The organism is Mesorhizobium sp. WSM4814 (assembly GCF_055811595.1).
In genome coordinates this window covers 168,633-187,418 of record NZ_JBVVQT010000001.1, presented here as the reverse complement: position 1 = coordinate 187,418, position 18,786 = coordinate 168,633, and the positions used below count along the sequence as shown (strand labels likewise).

The 18,786-nt window shown below is 59.2% G+C and carries 16 protein-coding genes; 10 read left to right on the top strand and 6 right to left on the bottom strand.

Annotated elements, in window-relative coordinates; genetic code table 11:
• The first annotated feature begins 10 nt into the window (after positions 1-10).
• Positions 11-1,582: a bifunctional 3-(3-hydroxy-phenyl)propionate/3-hydroxycinnamic acid hydroxylase gene (locus AC0L2V_RS00765; protein ID WP_473508209.1), complete on the top strand. Its 1,572-nt coding sequence runs from the start codon at positions 11-13 to the stop codon at positions 1,580-1,582.
• A 73-nt stretch (positions 1,583-1,655) separates the two neighbouring features.
• On the opposite strand, the gene AC0L2V_RS00760 is transcribed toward AC0L2V_RS00765, so the two are convergent.
• Entirely contained in the window at positions 1,656-2,273 is a 618-nt protein-coding gene (locus tag AC0L2V_RS00760; RefSeq protein WP_473508208.1) for a TetR/AcrR family transcriptional regulator, read from the bottom strand.
• Positions 2,274-2,329: 56 nt separating this feature from the next.
• Positions 2,330-2,686, bottom strand: coding sequence for a DoxX family protein (locus AC0L2V_RS00755; RefSeq protein WP_419694531.1), 357 nt, complete (start codon positions 2,684-2,686; stop codon positions 2,330-2,332).
• Between the two features lie 270 nt (positions 2,687-2,956).
• On the opposite strand from AC0L2V_RS00755, the gene AC0L2V_RS00750 reads away from it, so the two are divergent.
• The 9 genes from AC0L2V_RS00750 (at position 2,957) to AC0L2V_RS00710 (ending at position 13,395) form a co-directional block, all read left to right on the top strand.
• On the top strand, positions 2,957-4,066 hold the full coding sequence (locus AC0L2V_RS00750; RefSeq protein ID WP_473519390.1) for an alcohol dehydrogenase catalytic domain-containing protein: 1,110 nt from the start codon (positions 2,957-2,959) through the stop codon (positions 4,064-4,066).
• 98 nt (positions 4,067-4,164) lie between these two features.
• A complete protein-coding gene (locus AC0L2V_RS00745) occupies positions 4,165-5,187 on the top strand; it encodes an amidohydrolase family protein (protein WP_473508206.1) in 1,023 nt (340 codons plus the stop codon).
• A gap of 67 nt (positions 5,188-5,254) precedes the next feature.
• Complete coding sequence (locus AC0L2V_RS00740; protein WP_473508205.1) at positions 5,255-5,926, top strand: 4-carboxy-4-hydroxy-2-oxoadipate aldolase/oxaloacetate decarboxylase; 672 nt, start codon at positions 5,255-5,257, stop codon at positions 5,924-5,926.
• A 540-nt stretch (positions 5,927-6,466) separates the two neighbouring features.
• Positions 6,467-8,260 carry a putative bifunctional diguanylate cyclase/phosphodiesterase gene (locus AC0L2V_RS00735; RefSeq protein WP_473508204.1) on the top strand — a complete coding sequence of 598 codons (1,794 nt, stop codon included), beginning with the start codon at positions 6,467-6,469 and terminating at the stop codon, positions 8,258-8,260.
• Between the two features lie 129 nt (positions 8,261-8,389).
• On the top strand, positions 8,390-8,911 hold the full coding sequence (locus AC0L2V_RS00730; protein WP_167366450.1) for a ubiquinone biosynthesis methyltransferase UbiE: 522 nt from the start codon (positions 8,390-8,392) through the stop codon (positions 8,909-8,911).
• Positions 8,908-10,086: a methyltransferase domain-containing protein gene (locus tag AC0L2V_RS00725; RefSeq protein WP_473508202.1), complete on the top strand. Its 1,179-nt coding sequence runs from the start codon at positions 8,908-8,910 to the stop codon at positions 10,084-10,086. The genes AC0L2V_RS00730 and AC0L2V_RS00725 overlap by 4 nt, the downstream gene beginning before the upstream one ends.
• The gene (locus AC0L2V_RS00720) at positions 10,083-12,470 is read left to right on the top strand and encodes a SpoIIE family protein phosphatase (protein WP_473519156.1); all 2,388 of its coding nucleotides are present in this window, start codon (positions 10,083-10,085) and stop codon (positions 12,468-12,470) included. Before AC0L2V_RS00725 ends, AC0L2V_RS00720 begins: the two co-directional genes overlap by 4 nt.
• A 2-nt stretch (positions 12,471-12,472) precedes the next feature.
• Complete coding sequence (locus AC0L2V_RS00715) at positions 12,473-13,036, top strand: slr1658 superfamily regulator (protein WP_473508201.1); 564 nt, start codon at positions 12,473-12,475, stop codon at positions 13,034-13,036.
• Positions 13,037-13,056: 20 nt separating this feature from the next.
• Positions 13,057-13,395: a slr1659 superfamily regulator gene (locus AC0L2V_RS00710; protein WP_023797948.1), complete on the top strand. Its 339-nt coding sequence runs from the start codon at positions 13,057-13,059 to the stop codon at positions 13,393-13,395.
• Between the two features lie 100 nt (positions 13,396-13,495).
• Here AC0L2V_RS00710 and melA read toward each other — a convergent pair whose 3' ends face one another.
• Genes melA through AC0L2V_RS00690 form a run of 4 tightly spaced genes read right to left on the bottom strand, consistent with a single transcriptional unit; the run spans position 13,496 to position 18,714 of the window.
• On the bottom strand, positions 13,496-14,869 hold the full coding sequence (melA, locus tag AC0L2V_RS00705; protein WP_473508200.1) for an alpha-galactosidase: 1,374 nt from the start codon (positions 14,867-14,869) through the stop codon (positions 13,496-13,498).
• Positions 14,870-14,892: 23 nt separating this feature from the next.
• Complete coding sequence (locus tag AC0L2V_RS00700; RefSeq protein ID WP_473508199.1) at positions 14,893-16,563, bottom strand: ABC transporter ATP-binding protein; 1,671 nt, start codon at positions 16,561-16,563, stop codon at positions 14,893-14,895.
• Positions 16,564-16,576: 13 nt separating this feature from the next.
• Positions 16,577-17,704, bottom strand: a complete 1,128-nt coding sequence (locus AC0L2V_RS00695; protein ID WP_473508198.1) for an ABC transporter permease — start codon at positions 17,702-17,704, stop codon at positions 16,577-16,579.
• Positions 17,701-18,714 carry an ABC transporter permease gene (locus AC0L2V_RS00690; protein WP_473508197.1) on the bottom strand — a complete coding sequence of 338 codons (1,014 nt, stop codon included), beginning with the start codon at positions 18,712-18,714 and terminating at the stop codon, positions 17,701-17,703. The genes AC0L2V_RS00695 and AC0L2V_RS00690 overlap by 4 nt, the downstream gene beginning before the upstream one ends.
• Between the last annotated feature and the right edge of the window lie 72 nt (positions 18,715-18,786).

Below are 18,786 nucleotides of genomic sequence, written 5' to 3'. Positions count from 1 at the left end.
GGTCTCACTGATGACGCAAGATGAGGCGGACGTCGTGGTGGTCGGGCTCGGCCCGGTCGGCATCACCTTGTGCAATCTTCTTGCGGCAGCAGGCGTCAGGGTGGAAGGCATAGACGCCGCTGACGACGTCTATGCACTGCCTCGCGCGATCGGCATGGACCACGAGGTGATGCGGATCTTCCAGAACATCGGCGCGGCCGACGCCGTGGCCGCAGCGACGGGGCACTATCGCCCGTCGGAATATAGGTCCGCCGATGGAACCCTGTTGCGCCGGTTCGAGTCCCCTGCCCAGCCCTACCCGCTTGCCTGGCCGCCCTATCTGACTTTCCTTCAGCCGGATCTCGAAAGGGCTCTGCGCGCCAATGGCAAGAAGTTCCCCCACCTGACGCTGCGCACGGCAACGGAACTCGTCGGCCTTGAGAACCCCGATAGACCGATCCTGACCTTGCACGACAAGGCGAGCGGCGAGCGCACAAGGCGCGCGCCCCGCTATGTCGTCGGTTGCGACGGCGCGAACAGCTTCACACGGCGCGGGCTCGGCGTCGCGCTGGAGGACCTCGACTTCGACGAACCCTGGCTCGTGGTGGACATGATACTGGAGGACCAGCAGGCGCCATTGCCAGAGACCAACGTCCAGTTCTGCAATCCCGCGAGGCCGCACACGTATGTGTGTGGGCCTGACCAGCTACGCCGCTGGGAGTTCATGATCCTGCCGGATGAAGATCCGGCGGAGGTCAACCGCCCGGAACGTATCTGGCAATTGCTTTCGCCCTGGCTTCGGCCGGACCAGGCCAGGCTGTGGCGCTCGGCGACCTACAACTTCCACGCCCTTGTTGCGGAGCAGTGGCGCGTGGGCAGCGTCTTTCTAGCCGGCGATGCCTGCCACATGACCCCGCCTTTTCTCGCGCAGGGAATGGTGCAAGGCATCAAGGATGCAGCCAATCTCGCTTGGAAGCTGGCCCATGCGATCGGCAGCGGATCGGAGCACCTCCTCGGCACCTACCAGGCCGAGCGCAGACCGTTCATGCGCGAAGTCATCGACATCACCAAGCGGCTTGGACAGTTCATCTGCGAGCGGGATCCGGACAAGGCTCAGGCGCGCGATGCCGAGATGGCCGCGGCCATGCGCATGGGCCAAGGTGTTCAGATCCGGCAGAACCTCTTTCCGCCCATCCGTCATGGACTTGTCGCCAGCAACATCGATGGCTCGCCGAGCCCTCGCGCCGGTGAGCCATGTCCTCAACCCTGGATTATCGGGCCTTTCGGCCGGAAGCGGCTCGACGATGCGTTGCCGCCAGGGTTCCAGCTTCTCATCGCTGGCGACATGGACCCCTCGCCCACCCTCCTGGACAAGGCGCGACAGGTGGGCATTGCCGTGCATCGCGTGGCGCAGGAGAAATCCTGCCCTTCGCTGTTGGTGGAAGAGGACCGCGTTCTCGCCGACTGGCTAACCGCGAAGGGCGCGCGCGCCGCCCTGGTGCGGCCGGACCATGTGGTCTTCGGTACGGCCGCGGACACGCGGGGGACCGAGCAGCTCGTGTGTCAACTCCAGATGATGCTGGTGGCGGCACCCGACAAATGACGTGTGCTTGCGTCGCGCGCCTGAACGGGCCTCGACTGCGAGCCGGAACTGGCCGGTGCGAATCGGAAGCGCCTTATTTGCGGGCTGGCTGCTTCATGTGGCGATAGAGGTGGGCCAGATGCATCGAGGTGAGCGTCGCCCGCACCATCTCGCCCGGTGAATCGTCCTTCATGAAGCTGGAGAGGCCGCCATAGATGAGTTCCAGAACGACGCCGCCCACATAGAGTGGTTCGATATCGGAACCGCCATAGGGAAAAAGCTTTGCCGACAGCAGCTTGCCCAGACCTTCCCACTGGTCCTTGAACAGGCGCAGATGCCGCTCTTCCAGTGTGTTGTCGCGGCGGGCGATCCGCAACAGGTCGATTGCAAGCGTTCCCCAGCGCTTGTCCTTCGCTCTCTGGTTGGCCCAATCGCACATCGCATCGATGATCTTTTTCGGGTCGTCGTAGCCGTCGAGCAGGCCGGTGAGTTCGACCACGTCGCCACCGGCATGGCGCTCGAGCAATTGAAGGAAGATGTCTTCCTTGTTCTCGAAGTTCGAATAGAAGGCGCCCTTCGAATAGCCGGCTTCTTCCGCGATACGTTCGATGGTGGCGCCGGAGTAACCATCGCGAGCCACGACATCGCTCGCCGACAGCAAAAGCTTCTCACGAGTCAGAGCCTGGCTCTGTTCGCGCGTCAGTCGCGGCATCCGCTATCCTCCAAGCCATTCATTGAGATACCCTTGGTATCCGAATCGGCCGAAATTTAGAAGGCCGAAACAATACAGGCAAGCGCCCAAAAAATCGGGTATTCGGGACCCATCAACTGCCAGCGCCAACGCGGGCCATTGATGCGCACCACGGCATAGGCTGCGCCCAGCAAGACGGCCACGCCGCACGCCGCAGCCCATCGCGGATAGATGCCGAACACCATTCCAACGGCGGCAACGAACTCCAGCGCAACCGTCAGCACGATGAAGGGCTTTCCTGGCTTCAGCCCGGCGGCCTCGAACGTCTTTGTCGCCTTTTCGAAGTTCCTGATCTTTCCGATGAAATGCGGAATGAACCAGATCCCGCACAGAATGCGCAGGAGATCGATTGGCGTTAGCATGAACTCCGGCACTGATTCCTCCATGTAGAACGTCGATCGGACCGCCCGGCCCGTCCTCCCGTTCCTGATTGTCGTTTGCGGCGACGTTCTCCCAGCCAGCGGAGCGAAAGTGTTCGTCGCCAACCCAACCGGCGCGGCGTTCGCCGGACATTTTCCCCAAATGCTGTCGCCCTTGGAAAATGGCTCTTGCGTCACCCAATCCAGATACTATACGGTATCCACAGTCTAGGAGGAATGTCAACGCGGCATCTCCGCGATCCGGTCAATTGGGAGGAACAGACGATGACGATCATGATGCGGGCGGCACGGCTTCACGCCGTGAACGAGCCGATGCGTGTTGAGGACGTGGCGAAGCCGGTGGCGTCCGGCACGGATGTGGTCGTCGAGGTCAAGGCCTGCGGGATGGTACCCAATCTCGCCAACGTGCTGAACAACTGGGAAACCTGGTATCCGCATCAGCCGTTGCCGATGAAGCCGGCGATCTTCGGCCTCGACCCCGCGGGCATCGTGCATCAGGTCGGTGAGCAGGTCGTGGCGATCAAGCCCGGCGACCGCGTGTATGTGAATCCGTTGCGCTCCTGCGGCGCGTGTCATGCCTGTGTCAGCTGCCATCAGGCGAAGTGCGAATACTTTACCTTCAACGGCTATTTCGGCTTCAACAGGAACAGCCTGGAAATCTACAAGCGTTATCCGGAAGGCGGCTTCGCCCAGTTCATGCGCGCGCCGCAGAATGCGATCGTCAAGATCCCCGACAACATGACCTATCCGCAGGCGGCCCGCATGGGCTACCTCGGCACGGCCTATTCCGCGCTCAAGAAGTTCGGCGTACCGGCCGGCAGATCGCTGATCATCAATGGTGCGACCGGCACGCTGGGCGTCGGCGCGACACTCTTCGCGCTCGCCATGGGCGTCTCGACGATCTACGCGGTAGCACGCGGCAAGCCCCTGCTCGAGCGGCTGAAGCAGCTTGCCCCGAACCGGATCCAGACTTTCTCCAACCAGGACGGGAAGGTCGCCGACTGGGTCCGCTCGCAGACCGGCGGTCTCGGCGCCGACTTCATGCTCGATTGCCTCGGTGCGGTGGCCGATGTCAACGCCATGAAGGACGCGATGATGGGCGTCAAACGCGGCGGCCGCATCGTCAACATCGGCGGCACCGGCAGCGACATGCTGTTCAACACCAAATGGTGGATGGACAATTCGATGGAGCTTCTCGGCTCAGCCTGGCTGACCACGGCCGAGGGCATGGAGATCGCCGATATGGTCCGCTCCGGCGCGATCGATCTTTCGGTGCTGGAGGCGCGGACGTATCCGCTCGAGCAGATCAACGAGGCCATCAATGGCGTCGCCTCCGGTGACGGCGGCTTCACCAGCTACGTGCTCGAACCCTAGGGGGACATCTGGCGGACCTCACCGTCCGCCGCTTGCCGGGAACCGCGGAACGGCGCAGCGGATCGACGATGCGTCAAATTGTGCGTGAAGAGAACGAAATGATCATCGACTGCCACGGCCACTACACGAGCGAACCGACGGGGCATCACGCCTTTCGCAAGGCGCAGGTCGAGTTCGTCGAAGGCAGGCGCGACGCCATGCCCGCCTATCCCGGCATCGCCGACGAAATGCTCAGGGCGACGATCGAGCAGAACCAATTGCGCCTGCAGCGCGAGCGAGGCACGGACCTGACCATCCTGTCGCCGCGGGCTTCGGGCATGGGCCACCATATCGGCAGCGCAGAGAACAATGCCGAATGGTCGCACATCTCCAACGATCTGATCGCACGCATCGTCGACATGTTCCCGACCAACTTCGCCGGCGTATGCCAACTGCCGCAATCGATGAGCGGTGACCTGAAGCCGGTCCTTGAAGAGCTCGAGCGTTGCGTCGTCGAGCTCGGCTTTGTCGGGTGCAACCTCAACCCCGATCCGTCCGGCGGCTTCTGGTCGGCGCCGCCGATCCACGACCGCTACTGGTATCCCCTCTTCGAAAAGATGATCGAGCTGCAGGTGCCGGCCATGATCCACGTCTCCGGCTCGTGCAGCGCCTGCCTGCATACCACCGGCGCGCACTACATCAATGCGGACACCGCCGTGTTCATGCAACTGATCCAGGGCGACCTGTTCAGCGCGTTTTCGGATCTCAAACTGATCATTCCGCATGGCGGTGGTGCGGCGCCCTATCATTGGGGACGTTATCGCGGCCTGGCGATGATGTTGGACAGACCCGGACTGGCCGAGCACCTGATGCGCAACGTCTTCTTCGACAGCTGCGTCTATCATCAGGCGGGTATCGATACGCTGTTCCGCGTCGTTGGTCCGGCCAACATCCTGTTTGGGTCCGAATTGCTCGGGGCGGTCAAGGCCATCGATCCAGAAACCGGCTTCGCCTTCGACGATACGCGGCGCTACATCGACGCACTTTCGCTCGGTGAGGTCGAACGCCACGCCGTGTTCGAAGGCAATGTCCGAAAGGTCTATCCGAGGCTGGATGCGCGGCTGAAGGCACAAGGGCGCTAGACCAGCCGATGAGCACTGTTCGGGTGCGGCGCCTGGTGCCGCACATCATCATTCCGGGAGAACACTTATGGGCAAAGTCGTAACCAAGACCGAGCGCACGCAGATCGAAACCTGTGATGCTCTTGGCCAACTTGGCGTGGCCACGGTTCACGAGGCACATGGGCGGACTGGCCTGCTCGCCGCGCGCCTGCGGCCCATCTATGATGGCGCCAGGATTGGCGGCAACGCGCTGACCTGTGAAGTCGCACCGGGCGACAACTGGATGATCCACGTCGCGCTGGAACAGGCGCGGCCAGGCGACATCCTGGTCGTCACCCCGACCTCGCCTTGCGAGGACGGCTATTTCGGCGACCTGCTGGCCGAATCGGCCAAGGCGCAAGGCATCAGGGGCCTCATCATCGATGCTGGCGTGCGCGATATCTCGACCCTGCGCTCCATGGCCTTCCCGGTCTGGTCGAAGGCGATCAGCGCACAAGGGACGGTCAAGGAGACGCTTGGCAACGTCCAGGTGCCGATCGTCTGCGCCGGCGCCCACATCCAGCCGGGCGACGTCATCGTGGCCGATGATGACGGCGTGTGCGTTGTGCCGCGCGAAGCCGCGGGAAGGGTTCTCGAAACCGCCCGCAGGCGCGAGGCGATGGAAGAAGAAAAGCGCAGTCTCTATGCCGCCGGCAAGCTCAGTCTCGATGTCAACGAAATGCGCGAGCGCCTGCGGCGCAAAGGCCTCGTCTACGAATAGGCAACCGCATAGCAGGTTCGCCGCCCGCAAGGAAAATCTTGATCCCGCGGGCACGCTCGATCACGCGTGCGCCAAGTCCATTTCAGGACACCGTCGGCCTCGCGCATTGCAGCGCAAGGCCAACGGCTGCCTTAGAATGAACGGCGCAAATTGCTCAGCCAGTGCAGCGAAGCCTGAACTGGCCGTTCTCTGAATGTGGGGAAAGGCGGTAGCGCTCTCCCGCTACCACCTTCAAAATTGCCCAACAATTCTCCGGCCCCTTCATGGCTCCCGGAAGCCCAGCGTTTGCGGGATGTGCGGCCGAAAGCTGGGGAGAGCGGAAACAACCTTCCCATTCAATCTGCTCTCCGAATGTCCATCATTCTCCGAAGCTGGGGAGCCTTTTGGATCTTCGGTCCGGCCCATCCGCGGGCACAATCTTTGCGTTCCCGCCAACGGTTCCGCCAATGGCGTCTCTATGACTTGCCCGCAAGCACCGCCGCAACCTATAGGTTTGCAACTAGCCTTATGGTTTGCTAGCTTCACCGTAGGGATGAGGAGATGCGGATTTTGTACCGCCTTTGGAAGTGGCTCTTACGTCCGAAAGCACAGGGTGCCGGAGCGAACAGGGAAGAGCTTTCACCGAGTCATCCGTCCTCCATCAGCGAAGCGCGTCTCCTGGACTTTTTGGCGAACACGACTGATGGTGTGTCGTTCTATGATCAGGACTTCCGCCTGACGCACTACGCAACCAACCTCAAAAGCATCCACAGCCGCCCGCTGGTTGCGGGCGTCGCTCTGAGGGAGATTTATCCGAACGTCGACACTGAGCTCATCGAAAAATTTGTTCGCGTGCTGCGCGGCGGCACTCCAATAAATGTCAATCTCCAGCGATCGCTGGGGGAGGCGCCCCGTTCCGCTGTCGTTTTCGGCGCTGCGAATGGAATTGGAATCATTGAATCCAGAGAAAGGGAGCGGGGCGGGCGGGGCTCACCGGAAGAGCAAGAGCGTATGATGCTCCTTCATCAGGCGACGCACGACGCATTAACCGGATTGCAGAACCGGCGGGGGTTCAGCGAAAACCTGCAACAAGCTCTGTCGGTGGTCGATGAGCCAAATGCCACTGCCCTGCTGCAAATCGACCTTGACGGTTTCAAAGCGGTCAATGACACACTCGGCCATGGCACGGGCGATACGTTGCTTCAACTGGCAGCAGGCCGGATCCGGGACACGCTGCAGGACGGCGAACGCGCATACCGGTTAGCTGGAGACGAGTTCGCCGTCATTCAATCGCGTACGGAACAGCCCGCCGAAGCGGAACGCCTCGCGGGGGCGTTAATTGAAGCATTCAAGGCGCCGTTTATGATCAACGACATCCCCGTCTTCGTCGGCGCGAGCATCGGAATTGCATTCGGACCGGGACACGCGACCGAGGGCGAGCAGTTGATGAAGGCCGCGGATATCGCCCTTTATGCAGCCAAAAGAGACGGACGCGGCTGTGCGCGAATTTTCAATCGCTCGATGCAGCTCCTGCTCGAACAGCGTGAAAACCTGAGGCGCAGTCTTCGAATGGCGCTGGACCGGAACGAGCTTTATCTTGAATATCAACCGCTCATTCGGGCACCCGAGTCGGTCGTGGGCTTCGAAGCGCTGCTGCGATGGCGGCATCCCGAAGTCGGGACCATTCCTCCGAGCGTGTTCATACCGATCGCCGAAGCCGACGGTCTCATGGACGAGATTGGACGATGGGTGATCGAAGAAGCCTGCCGCCAAGCAACGAGATGGCCGTCTTCACTGACGGTCGCCGTGAACCTGTCGCCGGCGCAGTTCCTGAGCGGTTCGCTCACGGACACGGTTGCTCAGATCGTCGACGCAGTCGGAATCCGCGCCGACCGGCTTGAGCTCGAGATTACCGAAACCGTTCTTCTCGAGCAAACCGTCGACAACATTGACACACTGAATACCCTGAATGTCCTCGGGATAAGGATCGCGCTAGACGATTTCGGCACCTACTACTCCTCGTTGAGTTACCTTAAGAACTTCCCGTTCGACACTTTGAAGATAGATCGATACTTCATAAAAGACTTAGAAACCGATCGAAAAAGTCAGACGATCGTGCGATCGATCATAGGCATGGCGCACGGCTTGGGGATAAGCGTCACCGCGGAGGGAGTTGAAACGCCGGGACAGGCACAATGGCTGATCAGGGAAAACTGTGATTACCTCCAGGGCGATTTCCTGGGACGGCCACTCGGAGCCGAGGCGACGCGCGATTTCATCAGGCGATCTTCCAAGGAACTAATACGCGAAAGTGGGGACGAAATCTGGCGATCCAGCGTCCGGCCCCATGCATAGCGGCGTGGACGAACCTGAGGGAAGCGAGGCAGAGCGATATGGATTTCCAGAGACAGGTCAACTGCCGTCCGGGAAGGGTTCGTCGCACCGCTCGACTAAAATGCAGCCAGAAACGAGTGAGGAACGCCAATGAACATTGCTTCTCATGACGAAGATGGCGAAGCAGTCTTTGAGACAATGATCCAGATCGATTTGGACGTCAAAACTTTTATGTCTGATTGGATACTCTGCGATCAACTCTCGACTTACTCGGCGCGAATGATCAGCCATAACAGACCTGACTCCGTACGGCATTCAAACCTCTTTTCCTCCGCGTTGAACGAATTATTGGAGGTCGCCTTTCGTACGCGGCATTACGGCGGTGAAATAGCCTGTAGGGTGTCACGCCGGGGTGAGACGGACAGGATCGAACTGACATTCCCTTGCATTCCCGAAGAACGACAATTCTTTGAAGAAGCGGTGTTTCAAATTACGGGATCCGAGGCAATGGAGCGCTATCTCAACTCAGTGTCCGGAGACCTCGCGCCCAGTCGTGAAGTCGTTCTCCTGGAACTCGTCATCGACTACAACGCGACCCTTCGAGTCGAGCAAGTCGGCGCTGATATCATCACCCTTGTCGTCGATCTTCCGCTTGAGGGCATGCCAAGTTGAGCGCGTACAACCTTTTCCCCCGTTTCAGAGCGCAATACGATGTAAACGATCAGGAGTTCTCGATATCGGGAATACTGCGGCCCCAGTCGATCGATGAGCTTGCGCCCAGCATTGCCCTGTTGAAGGAATCAATCGCTCGTGTACGCGGTACCCTGTACGTAAACGTCAAACGATTGACGCAAATGAACAACACCGCATTTCATGCTTTCTCGCGGGTCATTATTGACGCCTGTCGCGCTCGACCAGATCTCAGGTTCGTACTCGTAACGTCAAGCGTTGTCGGGTGGACGACCAGAAAATTCGGGCGCCTGAACGGAATCGAAGCGAACATCACGGTTCAAGAGTATGACAGTGATTTCTATCCGGGGCAGAGCTTCCTCGAAGAAGGCGGGTTCATTCCGATCCTCCGCACACAGACGAAGATGACTTGGCGCCACGAGCGCACAATCTTGCCGCGACACGGCATGCAACCCGGTATCATCATGGCCGACATCTGTTGCGGAATTGGTGATTTCGCCGTACTCGTGCAGAAAGAATTTCAGCCGTCACGGATTGTCGCTCTCGACCATTCCAGGTCAAGCCTTGCTTATGCGCGAAGCGTGGCTGCGGCGTTCGATATCGGAGGAATTGAATACACCTATGGCGACGCGTCAGAAATGCTGCTCGACCAAGATCAGTTTGACTTGGTCACATGCCGACACTCCCTGCAGGTGTTCAACAAGCCCGAACTGATTCTCAAGGAACTCTTTCGCATCTGCAAGCCGGGCGGACGCGTCTACATCACGAATGAAAAGAACTCGCACTGTCTGGGCGAACCGCGCGCCGATAGCATCCAGTGGACCTATAGTGAAGTCGCCAAGCTTTGGGCGCACTTCCAGATGGATATCGAGCTTGGCCCCAAAAGCCGTCGATACCTGGTCGAGGCGGGGTTCGAAGACATTCGAGTCGAGTCTTTCGTGGTCACTAACCACGACGGCGATCCGCAGGACTTCGCAGATGTCGTCGCGGCATGGGAGAACGTCTATGCAGGCGAGATGGCGACAAAGCGAGGTGACCCGCCGGCGTTCATCAGACGGTTCCGACAGGGTTTCCAGGATCACATTTTCGCTGCGCTCCACCCCAAGGGATACGCCGGCTGGCCAATCTGGGTTGCATCGGGACGTAAGCCACTGTGAGCGAGTCGCATGCCATTTCCCGCAAACCCTGGTCCGTTTTCCGGCCTAACAGCTTCCGCGCGAAATTCATAATCGTTGTAGGCGGGGCGGTGCTCTTCGACCTCCTGGTCGGTGGGAGCGTGGCCCTTTGGAACGTCAACCGGCTTTCCCGCGACGCGACGTACCAGATCGAGAGCGGCCTCACCAAGGCGAGCCAGGAATACCTCCAGAATTATATCGAGACGACTGCTCTGCGCGCCGATCTCCTGTTCGACCAAATGCACTCCGAGGTTACCGCACTTGCAGGCTCCATGCAGAGACTGATCGATCATCCAGAGGCGAAGGAGGCTATCGGCAACGCGCTGGCGACGGACTCCTATTTCAATGCGCCGCTTGTACATGACCCCAAGGGAAACTGGATGCAGAGCCCACAAGGGTCGCCTTCGGTCTTGAGTATCTGGGGATATCTTCTCTCCCCCGATGGCCGACCGAAGCCCGAAATTCTCCACAAAATTCAGGAGAGTGCGGCGTTCGACATTTTTGGCCCAAGCCAAATGGCAACAGGCGCCAGGAAGTTGCAGGTCTATTACGTTGGACCGAAGGCAGCACCTATCATGCGCACGACTCCTTACTCCGATCAGGCGCAAACCTTCGACAAGCTCTATCCGGGCCACAACAACGCAAATTTCTGGGATTTCTTCTTTCCTGGCGTCTATGAGCGCTGGCAGGGGTGGATCAGGGACCCGAATTCGCGTCCCGTAAAAGGCGATGACATCACGGCGACTGCCCCATATATCGATGCGATTACCGGTAAGCTCATAGTGAGTTTCTTCCATCCGCTCTGGACGAAGGACCGCAAGGATGTCGCCGGCATGGTCGCTTCCGACGTAACGCTCGATCAACTCGCTGAAATCGTCGAAAGCGTGAAGGTCGCTGAGACGGGCTTCGGTTTTCTCACCATGTCGAATGGCAATGTGCTCGCGATCAAGCCCGAAGGCGAGAAAACGCTCGGGCTCAAGATTGCAAGCGGTGCGGCGGGTCAAGGCGTTACCGGACTCGATCGCTCGCTCAAAAAGAGTACGCATTCGGCCGTTGCGGCGCTCGAACTTCCTGCCGACGACAAGACGGTCATCAAGCATATTTCGATTTGGGAGGAGGATGGCGAAGCCGAACCTCACATCGTCGCGCTTCGCCGACTGGAGGCAGTCAATCTCTGGAATAGCACGGGGTCCATCACAGCCGAAAACCAGATGCTCGGCTTCGTCGTCCCGGAGCGGGAAATCTATGCTTCCCTACTTGCAGCGCAACAGAGCATTTCCAGCGCGACCAACCGGATCCTGGTCTCCCAGATCATCGCAATTATCATTTCGCTCCTGATTGTCTTTGCGGCTGTCTTCGGAATCTCAAAGCGGATCACCGCAGGCCTCAGCGCGCTTGCAGCAGCCGCAAAGCGGCTCCAGGCACAAGACTATTCAGTTCGAGTAAGCATTCCGACGCATGACGAAGTGGGAGAGGTGGGGGTCGCGTTCAACCGGATGGCGGAGGAGATCAGCTTCCATACGGAAAATCTCGAGCAAATCGTCGATGAAAGAACGAAGGAGCTTGAAGACGCAAATCAGGAGATTTCCGCCCTCAACAGCAAATTGCGAGATGAGAACCTGCGCCTTGGTGCAGAGCTTGCAGTTGCCAAACATATCCAGATGATGGTTCTGCCGAGAGCCAGCGAACTCGAAGCCATCCACGGGGTCGAAATCGCCGCTTATATGCGGCCGGCCGACGAGGTCGGCGGCGACTACTACGACGTCTTGCAAGAGGGATCGCGGGTCAAGATCGGGATCGGCGATGTCACAGGCCACGGGCTCGAAAGCGGTGTGCTGATGCTGATGGTTCAATCCGTTGCACGCGCACTGCAGGAGACTGGCGAGGACAATCCACGTCAGTTTCTCGATCGACTGAACAGAGCCATCTATAAAAATATCGAACGGACCAACACCGACAAGCATCTCTCGCTGGCCTTTCTTGACTTTGAGAATGGGAGGGTGACCCTGTCAGGGCAGCATGAGGAGGTTCTCGTCGTTCGTGCAAATGGAGAGATCGAGCGTATCGATACCGCCAATCTTGGTCTGCCGATCGGCCTCGAACGCAACATCTTGCCGTTTATCGCAACGCGCGACATTCCGTTCAACAGCGGCGATGTGATCGTGCTCCACACGGATGGTGTGACCGAGGCGGAAGATCCGGAGGGAAAATTGTTCGGTTTGATACGCCTCTCTAACAGTGCGCGCCACTATCATCGCAGGAGCGCCGAGGAGATCAAAACTGGAATTATTGAGGACCTGATGGCCCATATCGGAACACAGAAAATCCACGACGACATCACGCTCGTGATCATGAGGCACAAGTAGGAATGACAACACTGTTCGGAACAGCCGACTTTGCAATTGGAATGAGAGAGAGCGTCAGCCGCGTGCGATTGTTCGATGGACCTCTCGACCTGAGTTGGCATCATTGCGCAACTACTTCGGACTTCATCGCGGACGTTTTTGCCCTGCGCTTCCAGTCTTCTCGCAACGACTACAGGGAAGTGCGACACAGCATTGGCTATCTAGTCAACGAACTGATTGAAAATGCGGTCAAGTTTCGTGCGCCAGGCGAGATCACGATCGAGGCGGCCATAGAATCGGAAAGTTTTAAAATCAAGGTTTCGAATGTTGTTGACGTCGAAACGACCGCTAAATTTCAAAATCTTCTGTCGGAGATCACAGCCGGCGATCCGGGTGATCTCCTGATCCAGCGAATCGAAGAGAATGCCGCGGACCCTCAGACAACAAATTCCGGTCTTGGATTGCTGACGTTGATGAGCGACTATGGCGCGAGCCTGGCTTGGGTCTTCAGCCCCGCCGACGAAAGGGATCAGGTTCGCCTGGAAACATATGCTTCAATTGTGGTATCATCAGAAACTTATAACTAAAACGAAATGAAGACAAAATCGTGGACATAACAACGACAAATTATCGCGTGTGGAACGAAGGAAGCGATGTTTATTTTGACGGCGTAATGAGGTTGTCCAGTTCTGAGGCCTATGCGCCTATTTTGCAGCTAATGATGAACGTCCTTACCTCCAATCCTACTACTATAACGATACATGTATCAGACTTGGAGTTCCTTAACTCGTCGGGCATCAATTTATTGGCCAAATTTACCATAGAGGTCAGAAAGCATCCAGAGATCCAACTCATTGTCCGGGGAAGCTCGGAAATACCTTGGCAGTCGAAATCGCTGCCAAATCTCAAAAAACTACATCCTGCGATGGTACTCTTCGTTGGCTGACAGGCGGTTTATCCAGGCGCCAAAGACCATTCGGCTACACTTTCCGGACGTCTGCCTTTTGAGATGAGAATCGCGGCTCCAAACCAGGACCGTTCCGTCCTTACGCTGCCTGCACGTTTTTCGAGATCCGCGCCCACTCCGGAATCCAGTCGCCGTGCGCGGCGAGCAGGTCGTCGACCAGCGACCAGATCTGGTCGAGATCGAGCTCAGCGGCGGTATGGGGATCCATCATCGCCGCGTGATAAAGATGCTCGCGGTTTTCCGTCATCAAGGCCGCGACAGTCAGTTCCTGCACATTGACATTGGTGCGGATGAGCGCCGTCAGTTGCGGCGGCAAGGTGCCGATGAAGGTCGGCTGGATGCCGGACGCATCGACCAGGCACGGCACTTCGGCCGCGCAATTTTCCGGCAGCGAGGTGATGCAGCCATTGTTGCGGACATTGCCGTAAATAACCGAGGGCTCGCCGGTCCAGACCGAGTTCATGATCGAGGAAGCATATTCATGGCTCTCCTCGATCTCGATGTTCTCGGCGCTCCGGTAGGCGGCCGCCTGCCCTTTCCAACGCTCGATCTGCTCGATGCAGCGTTTGGGATATTCATCGAGCGGAATGCCGAACTTCTCGATCAGATCGGGCCTGCCGTCCTTGATGAAATAGGGCGTGTATTCGGCGAAATGCTCCGAGCTTTCGGTGACGAAATAGCCGAGGCGGGTCAGCATCTCGTAACGCACCTTGTTCGGGCAGCGCGGATTCCAGTGGCTGGGTTTCGGAAATCGCCCGTCGCGGTAGCCGCGCACGAGATCCGGATAAAGGTCGCGGTAGCTGCCATCGGCCTGCCGATGCTCGAATTTCAGGTAGAAGGCCATGTGGTTGATGCCGGCGGCCCGGTAACGGATTTCCTCGAGCGGGATTTCGAGATCTCGGGCGAGTTCGAAAGCCGTTCCCTGCACCGAATGGCAGAGACCGACCTGCTTGATGAGCGGATACTTTTCCGCAATCGCCCAGGTGTTGATCGCCATCGGGTTGACGTATTGCAGGAGGATGGCATCGGGGCAGATTGCCATCATGTCTTCGCAGATTTTCCAGAGATGCGGAACGGTGCGCAAACCCCGCATGATGCCGCCAACGCCGAGCGTATCGGCGATCGTCTGGCGCAGGCCGTATTTCTTCGGCACCTCGAAATCAGTGACCGTGCAGGGCTCGTAGCCGCCGATCTGAAAGGCAACGACGACGAAGTCCGCGCCTTCTAGGGCCTTGCGCTGGCTGGAATGCGTCTCGATGATCGCCGCAGAGCCAAGCGTCTTGACCAGCTTTCCGGCGACGATCTCGCTTTCTTCCAGGCGCTGCGGATTGACGTCCATCAGCGCGATGGTAGCGCCCGAAAGAGACGGCCGCTGCAGCACATCGCCGATGACATTCTTCATGAAGACGGTGGAACCGGCCCCGATGAACGTGATTTTGGGTTGTCTCGTCATGAATTGCGCCTCTTGTCTGCGATTTATGCGGCTACCTCGAACGCGGCCTTGACGAGCCGTTCGGTGTAGGCGGTCCTCGGATGGGAAAGAACCTCGTCGACGGGTCCCTCCTCGACGATTTTACCGTGCTGCATCACCACGACCCGATGACAAAGCGCGCGTACGACCTTGAGATCGTGGGAAATGAAGAGATAGCTCAGGCCGCGCTCGTCCTGCAGTTTGCGCAGGAGGTCGATGATCTGGGCCTGAACGGAGAGATCGAGCGCCGATGTCGGCTCATCGAGCAGGATGAATTCCGGTTCGAGTGCGATTGCCCGCGCAATAGCGATGCGCTGGCGCTGTCCGCCGGAAAACTCGTGCGGAAAGCGCGACAGGATGTTGTGCGGAAGCCCGGCGCTGACAAGCGCCTGCTCCACGCGCTGCAACCGATCACTTTTGTTGTCGCCGAGCCGATTGACGATCAGCCCCTCCTCGATGATCTGGCCGACCGACATGCGCGGATTGAGCGAGGAGAACGGATCCTGAAAGACGACCTGCATGCGCGATCTGAGCGGCCGCATCTGGTCACGTGTCCTTGCGTGGATCGGTTCGCCGTCGAAGAAGATTTCGCCGCCGTCGGCCGTCAGAAGCTTCACCAGCGCCTGCCCGAACGTCGTCTTGCCGGACCCGGATTCGCCGACCAGCCCCAGCGTTTCGTACCGGTGAAGCTTTAGGCTGAGGCTGTCGACGGCGACGAGTTCCTTGAGCCGCGGCTTGAAGAACCCGCCATGCTTCAGCATGAACGACACCCGCACATTGCTGCCCTCGAGAATGACGGCTGAGTCCACCGGCGTCGGATTGGCCATGCCCTTTGGTTCGGACGCCAGAAGATGGCGCGTATAGGGATGCTGCGGGTTCTTGAAGAGCGCTTCAGTGGTGTTGTGCTCCTTCACCTCGCCCTGGCTCATGACATAGACGTAGTCGGAAAACTGGCGAACGACCGTCAGATCGTGAGTGATCAGGATTACCGCCATACCGAGCTTCTGCTGCAGATCACGGATGAGGTTGAGGATCTGCGCCTGCACGGTGACGTCGAGTGCCGTCGTGGGTTCGTCGGCGATGAGTACATCCGGATTATTGGCGAGCGCCATGGCGATCATGACGCGCTGGCGCTGACCGCCTGAAAGCTGGTGCGGATATTGGTTGAAGCGGCTTTCCGGGTCCGGAATCTGCACCTGCCGCAACAGCTCCAGCGTACGCTCCGCTGCTTGCCTGCGGCTCATCTTCTGATGAACGCGGATCGCCTCGATGATCTGCGCGCCGACCGTGTAGACCGGATTGAGCGAGCTCATCGGCTCCTGGAATATCATCGAAATGCGGTCGCCGCGCAGCGCCCGGCGCTGCCGGTCGGAGAATTTCAGCACATTCTTCCCATCATATTCGATCCGCGAGTGCACGGCCACGGTGGCGCGCTTGGTGAGCAGGCCCATGACCGTGCGCGCCGTCACCGACTTGCCGGAGCCGGATTCTCCCACCACAGCGATGGTCTCGCCGCGATAGAGCTGAAACGAGACATCCTTGACCGCGTCGACGGTTCCGCCTTCTATCTTGAACGTCACCGCGACATTGCGGGCGTCGATGATCGGACTGCCGGTCCTCACCGCATGATCGTGACGTTCGTCCGGCGCCATCGAGATTTTTTCCGTCAGAGCCATGGTGCCGGCCTTCTCAATAGGGATCGACGGCGTCGCGAAGACCATCGCCCAGCGCATTGAACGCAAAGACGGTGACCAGCACGAAACCCACGGGGGCAAGGATCCAGGGATAGGACCCAATGACGGAGTATGTCGCGGTATCCTGCAGCATCAGCCCCCAGGAGATCAGCGGCGGCTTCACCGCGAAACCGAGGAAGCCGAGGAAGGATTCAAGCAGCACGACATTGGGGATCGCCAGCGTGACGGCGACGATGACGTGGCTCATGACGTTGGGAAAAATATGCTGAAAGATGATCCGGCGGTCGGTTGCGCCGATCGCCATCGCCGCCCGCACATAGTCGATCCGCGCCAGCGCCAGAGTCTTGCCTCGAACTTCGCGCGACAGCTGTGCCCAGCCGAGCGCCGACATGACGACGATGACGAACGCGAGGAAGACATTGGTCGGCGCCGTCACCGGAATCAGCGAGGTGAGCGCGAGATAAAGCGGCAGTTGCGGAAAGGCGAGCACCAGTTCGACGAAGCGCTGTACCCATGCGTCGAACCTTCCGCCGAAATATCCGGACACCATGCCGACCGTCGTGCCGACTACCGTGATGATGAACACCACGGTCAGGGCGATCATCAGCGAAATGCGCGAGCCGTAGATGATGCGCGACAGCACATCGCGGCCGAATTTGTCGGTGCCGAGGAAATTGACCGGGCTTCCGTCGGTGGCGCCGAAGAAATGCCGCTGCGCCGGGATCAGTCCGAAAAGCCTGTATCCGAACCCTTTGACGAAAAAGCCTAGCGTCTGCGGGTTTTCGTAGTCGGGGCCTACGATCGGCTGGAACGTGACGGGGTCGAATTCATCTGTTTCACGAATCGGATAGCTGCGCGGCGGAAAGAACAAGTTCCCGCCCCGATCCGTCATGCTGATTGTCTGAGGCGGCGCGAAACCGACGCCGGTCAGCTTCGGATCGACGGGTGCGAAGAACTCCGCGAATATCGTCATGATCATCAGGAGGCAGACAAGGATCAGCCCTATCATGCCGGTCCAGGATCGCTTGAGACGGCGCCAGACAAGCGCGGTATAGGTTTCGTTGCCATTGCCTTTGGCCGGCGGCACGGAGGCGCAGATTATGGATTGGACGTCGGCTTTCATGCGTCGGTCCCTCCCCCAAGGCGAACCCGCGGGTCGAGCGCTGCAAGCAGCATGTCGGCGATGATATTGCCGACGATCAGGGTCACCGACAGAACCAACATGAAGGTCGCCGTGACATAGACGTCGCCGATCCACATCGAGCCGACGATGGCCGGGCCGACCGTCGGCAGGGCGAAGATGATCGCGGTTTCGATCTCGCCGGTCAGCATGTAGGGCAGCACGACGCCCTGATACATGACGAGCGGATGCAGCGCGTTCGGCACAGCGTGGCGCATGACCACCGTGCCCTCGCTCAAGCCCTTGGCCCGAGCCGTTTCGACATATTGGGCGTTCAGCGTATCGAGAAGATTGCCCCGCATGACGCGCATGTTGTAGGCGAGCCCGCCCAAAGTGGCGATCGCGATGACCGGCCAGACATGCTTGACCAGGTCGACGAACTTGCCCCACGACCAGGGCGCGCCGCCATAGCGGGCGGAATGGAAGCTGTTGATCTCAGTGACATTGAAGTGGAACACCAGGATATAGACGATGATCAGCGCCATCAGGAATCGCGGTATCGTCATGCCGAGAAACGAGATCCCCGACAGCAGGCTATCCACCCAGGAATATTGCCGGGTTGCCGCCAGAACGCCGAAGGTGATGCCGATCACCGACGCCAGTATGTGGCAGACGAGCGCCAGCGCCAGGGTGCGGGGCAATCGCTCGCCGACCACGTCGGCGACTGGCTTGTTGTAGAACAGGCTGTGGCCAAAATCGCCGCGGGTGACGATGCCGGTGATCCAGTTGACGTACTGGAGGGGCAAGGGCTTATCGAGCCCGTGGGCGACCTTGTAGGCCTGCGCCTGGGCGTCGGCCTTTTCGAAGGATGCGCCACCCTGGTTGATCAGTTGCGAGCGCACATAGTCGCTGTAGTCGCCCGGCGGGGCCTGGATGATCGCGAACGTCACGACGCTCAGGACGAAGAGGACAGGAATCGCCGAGGCGATACGCACAAGCAGAAATCTGAACATGATCGCGTTTGCTTCTCTTGTGGCTCGTGGCGATCTGCTCCTTCACGAGGCGCGGTATCTCCACGGTTCAAT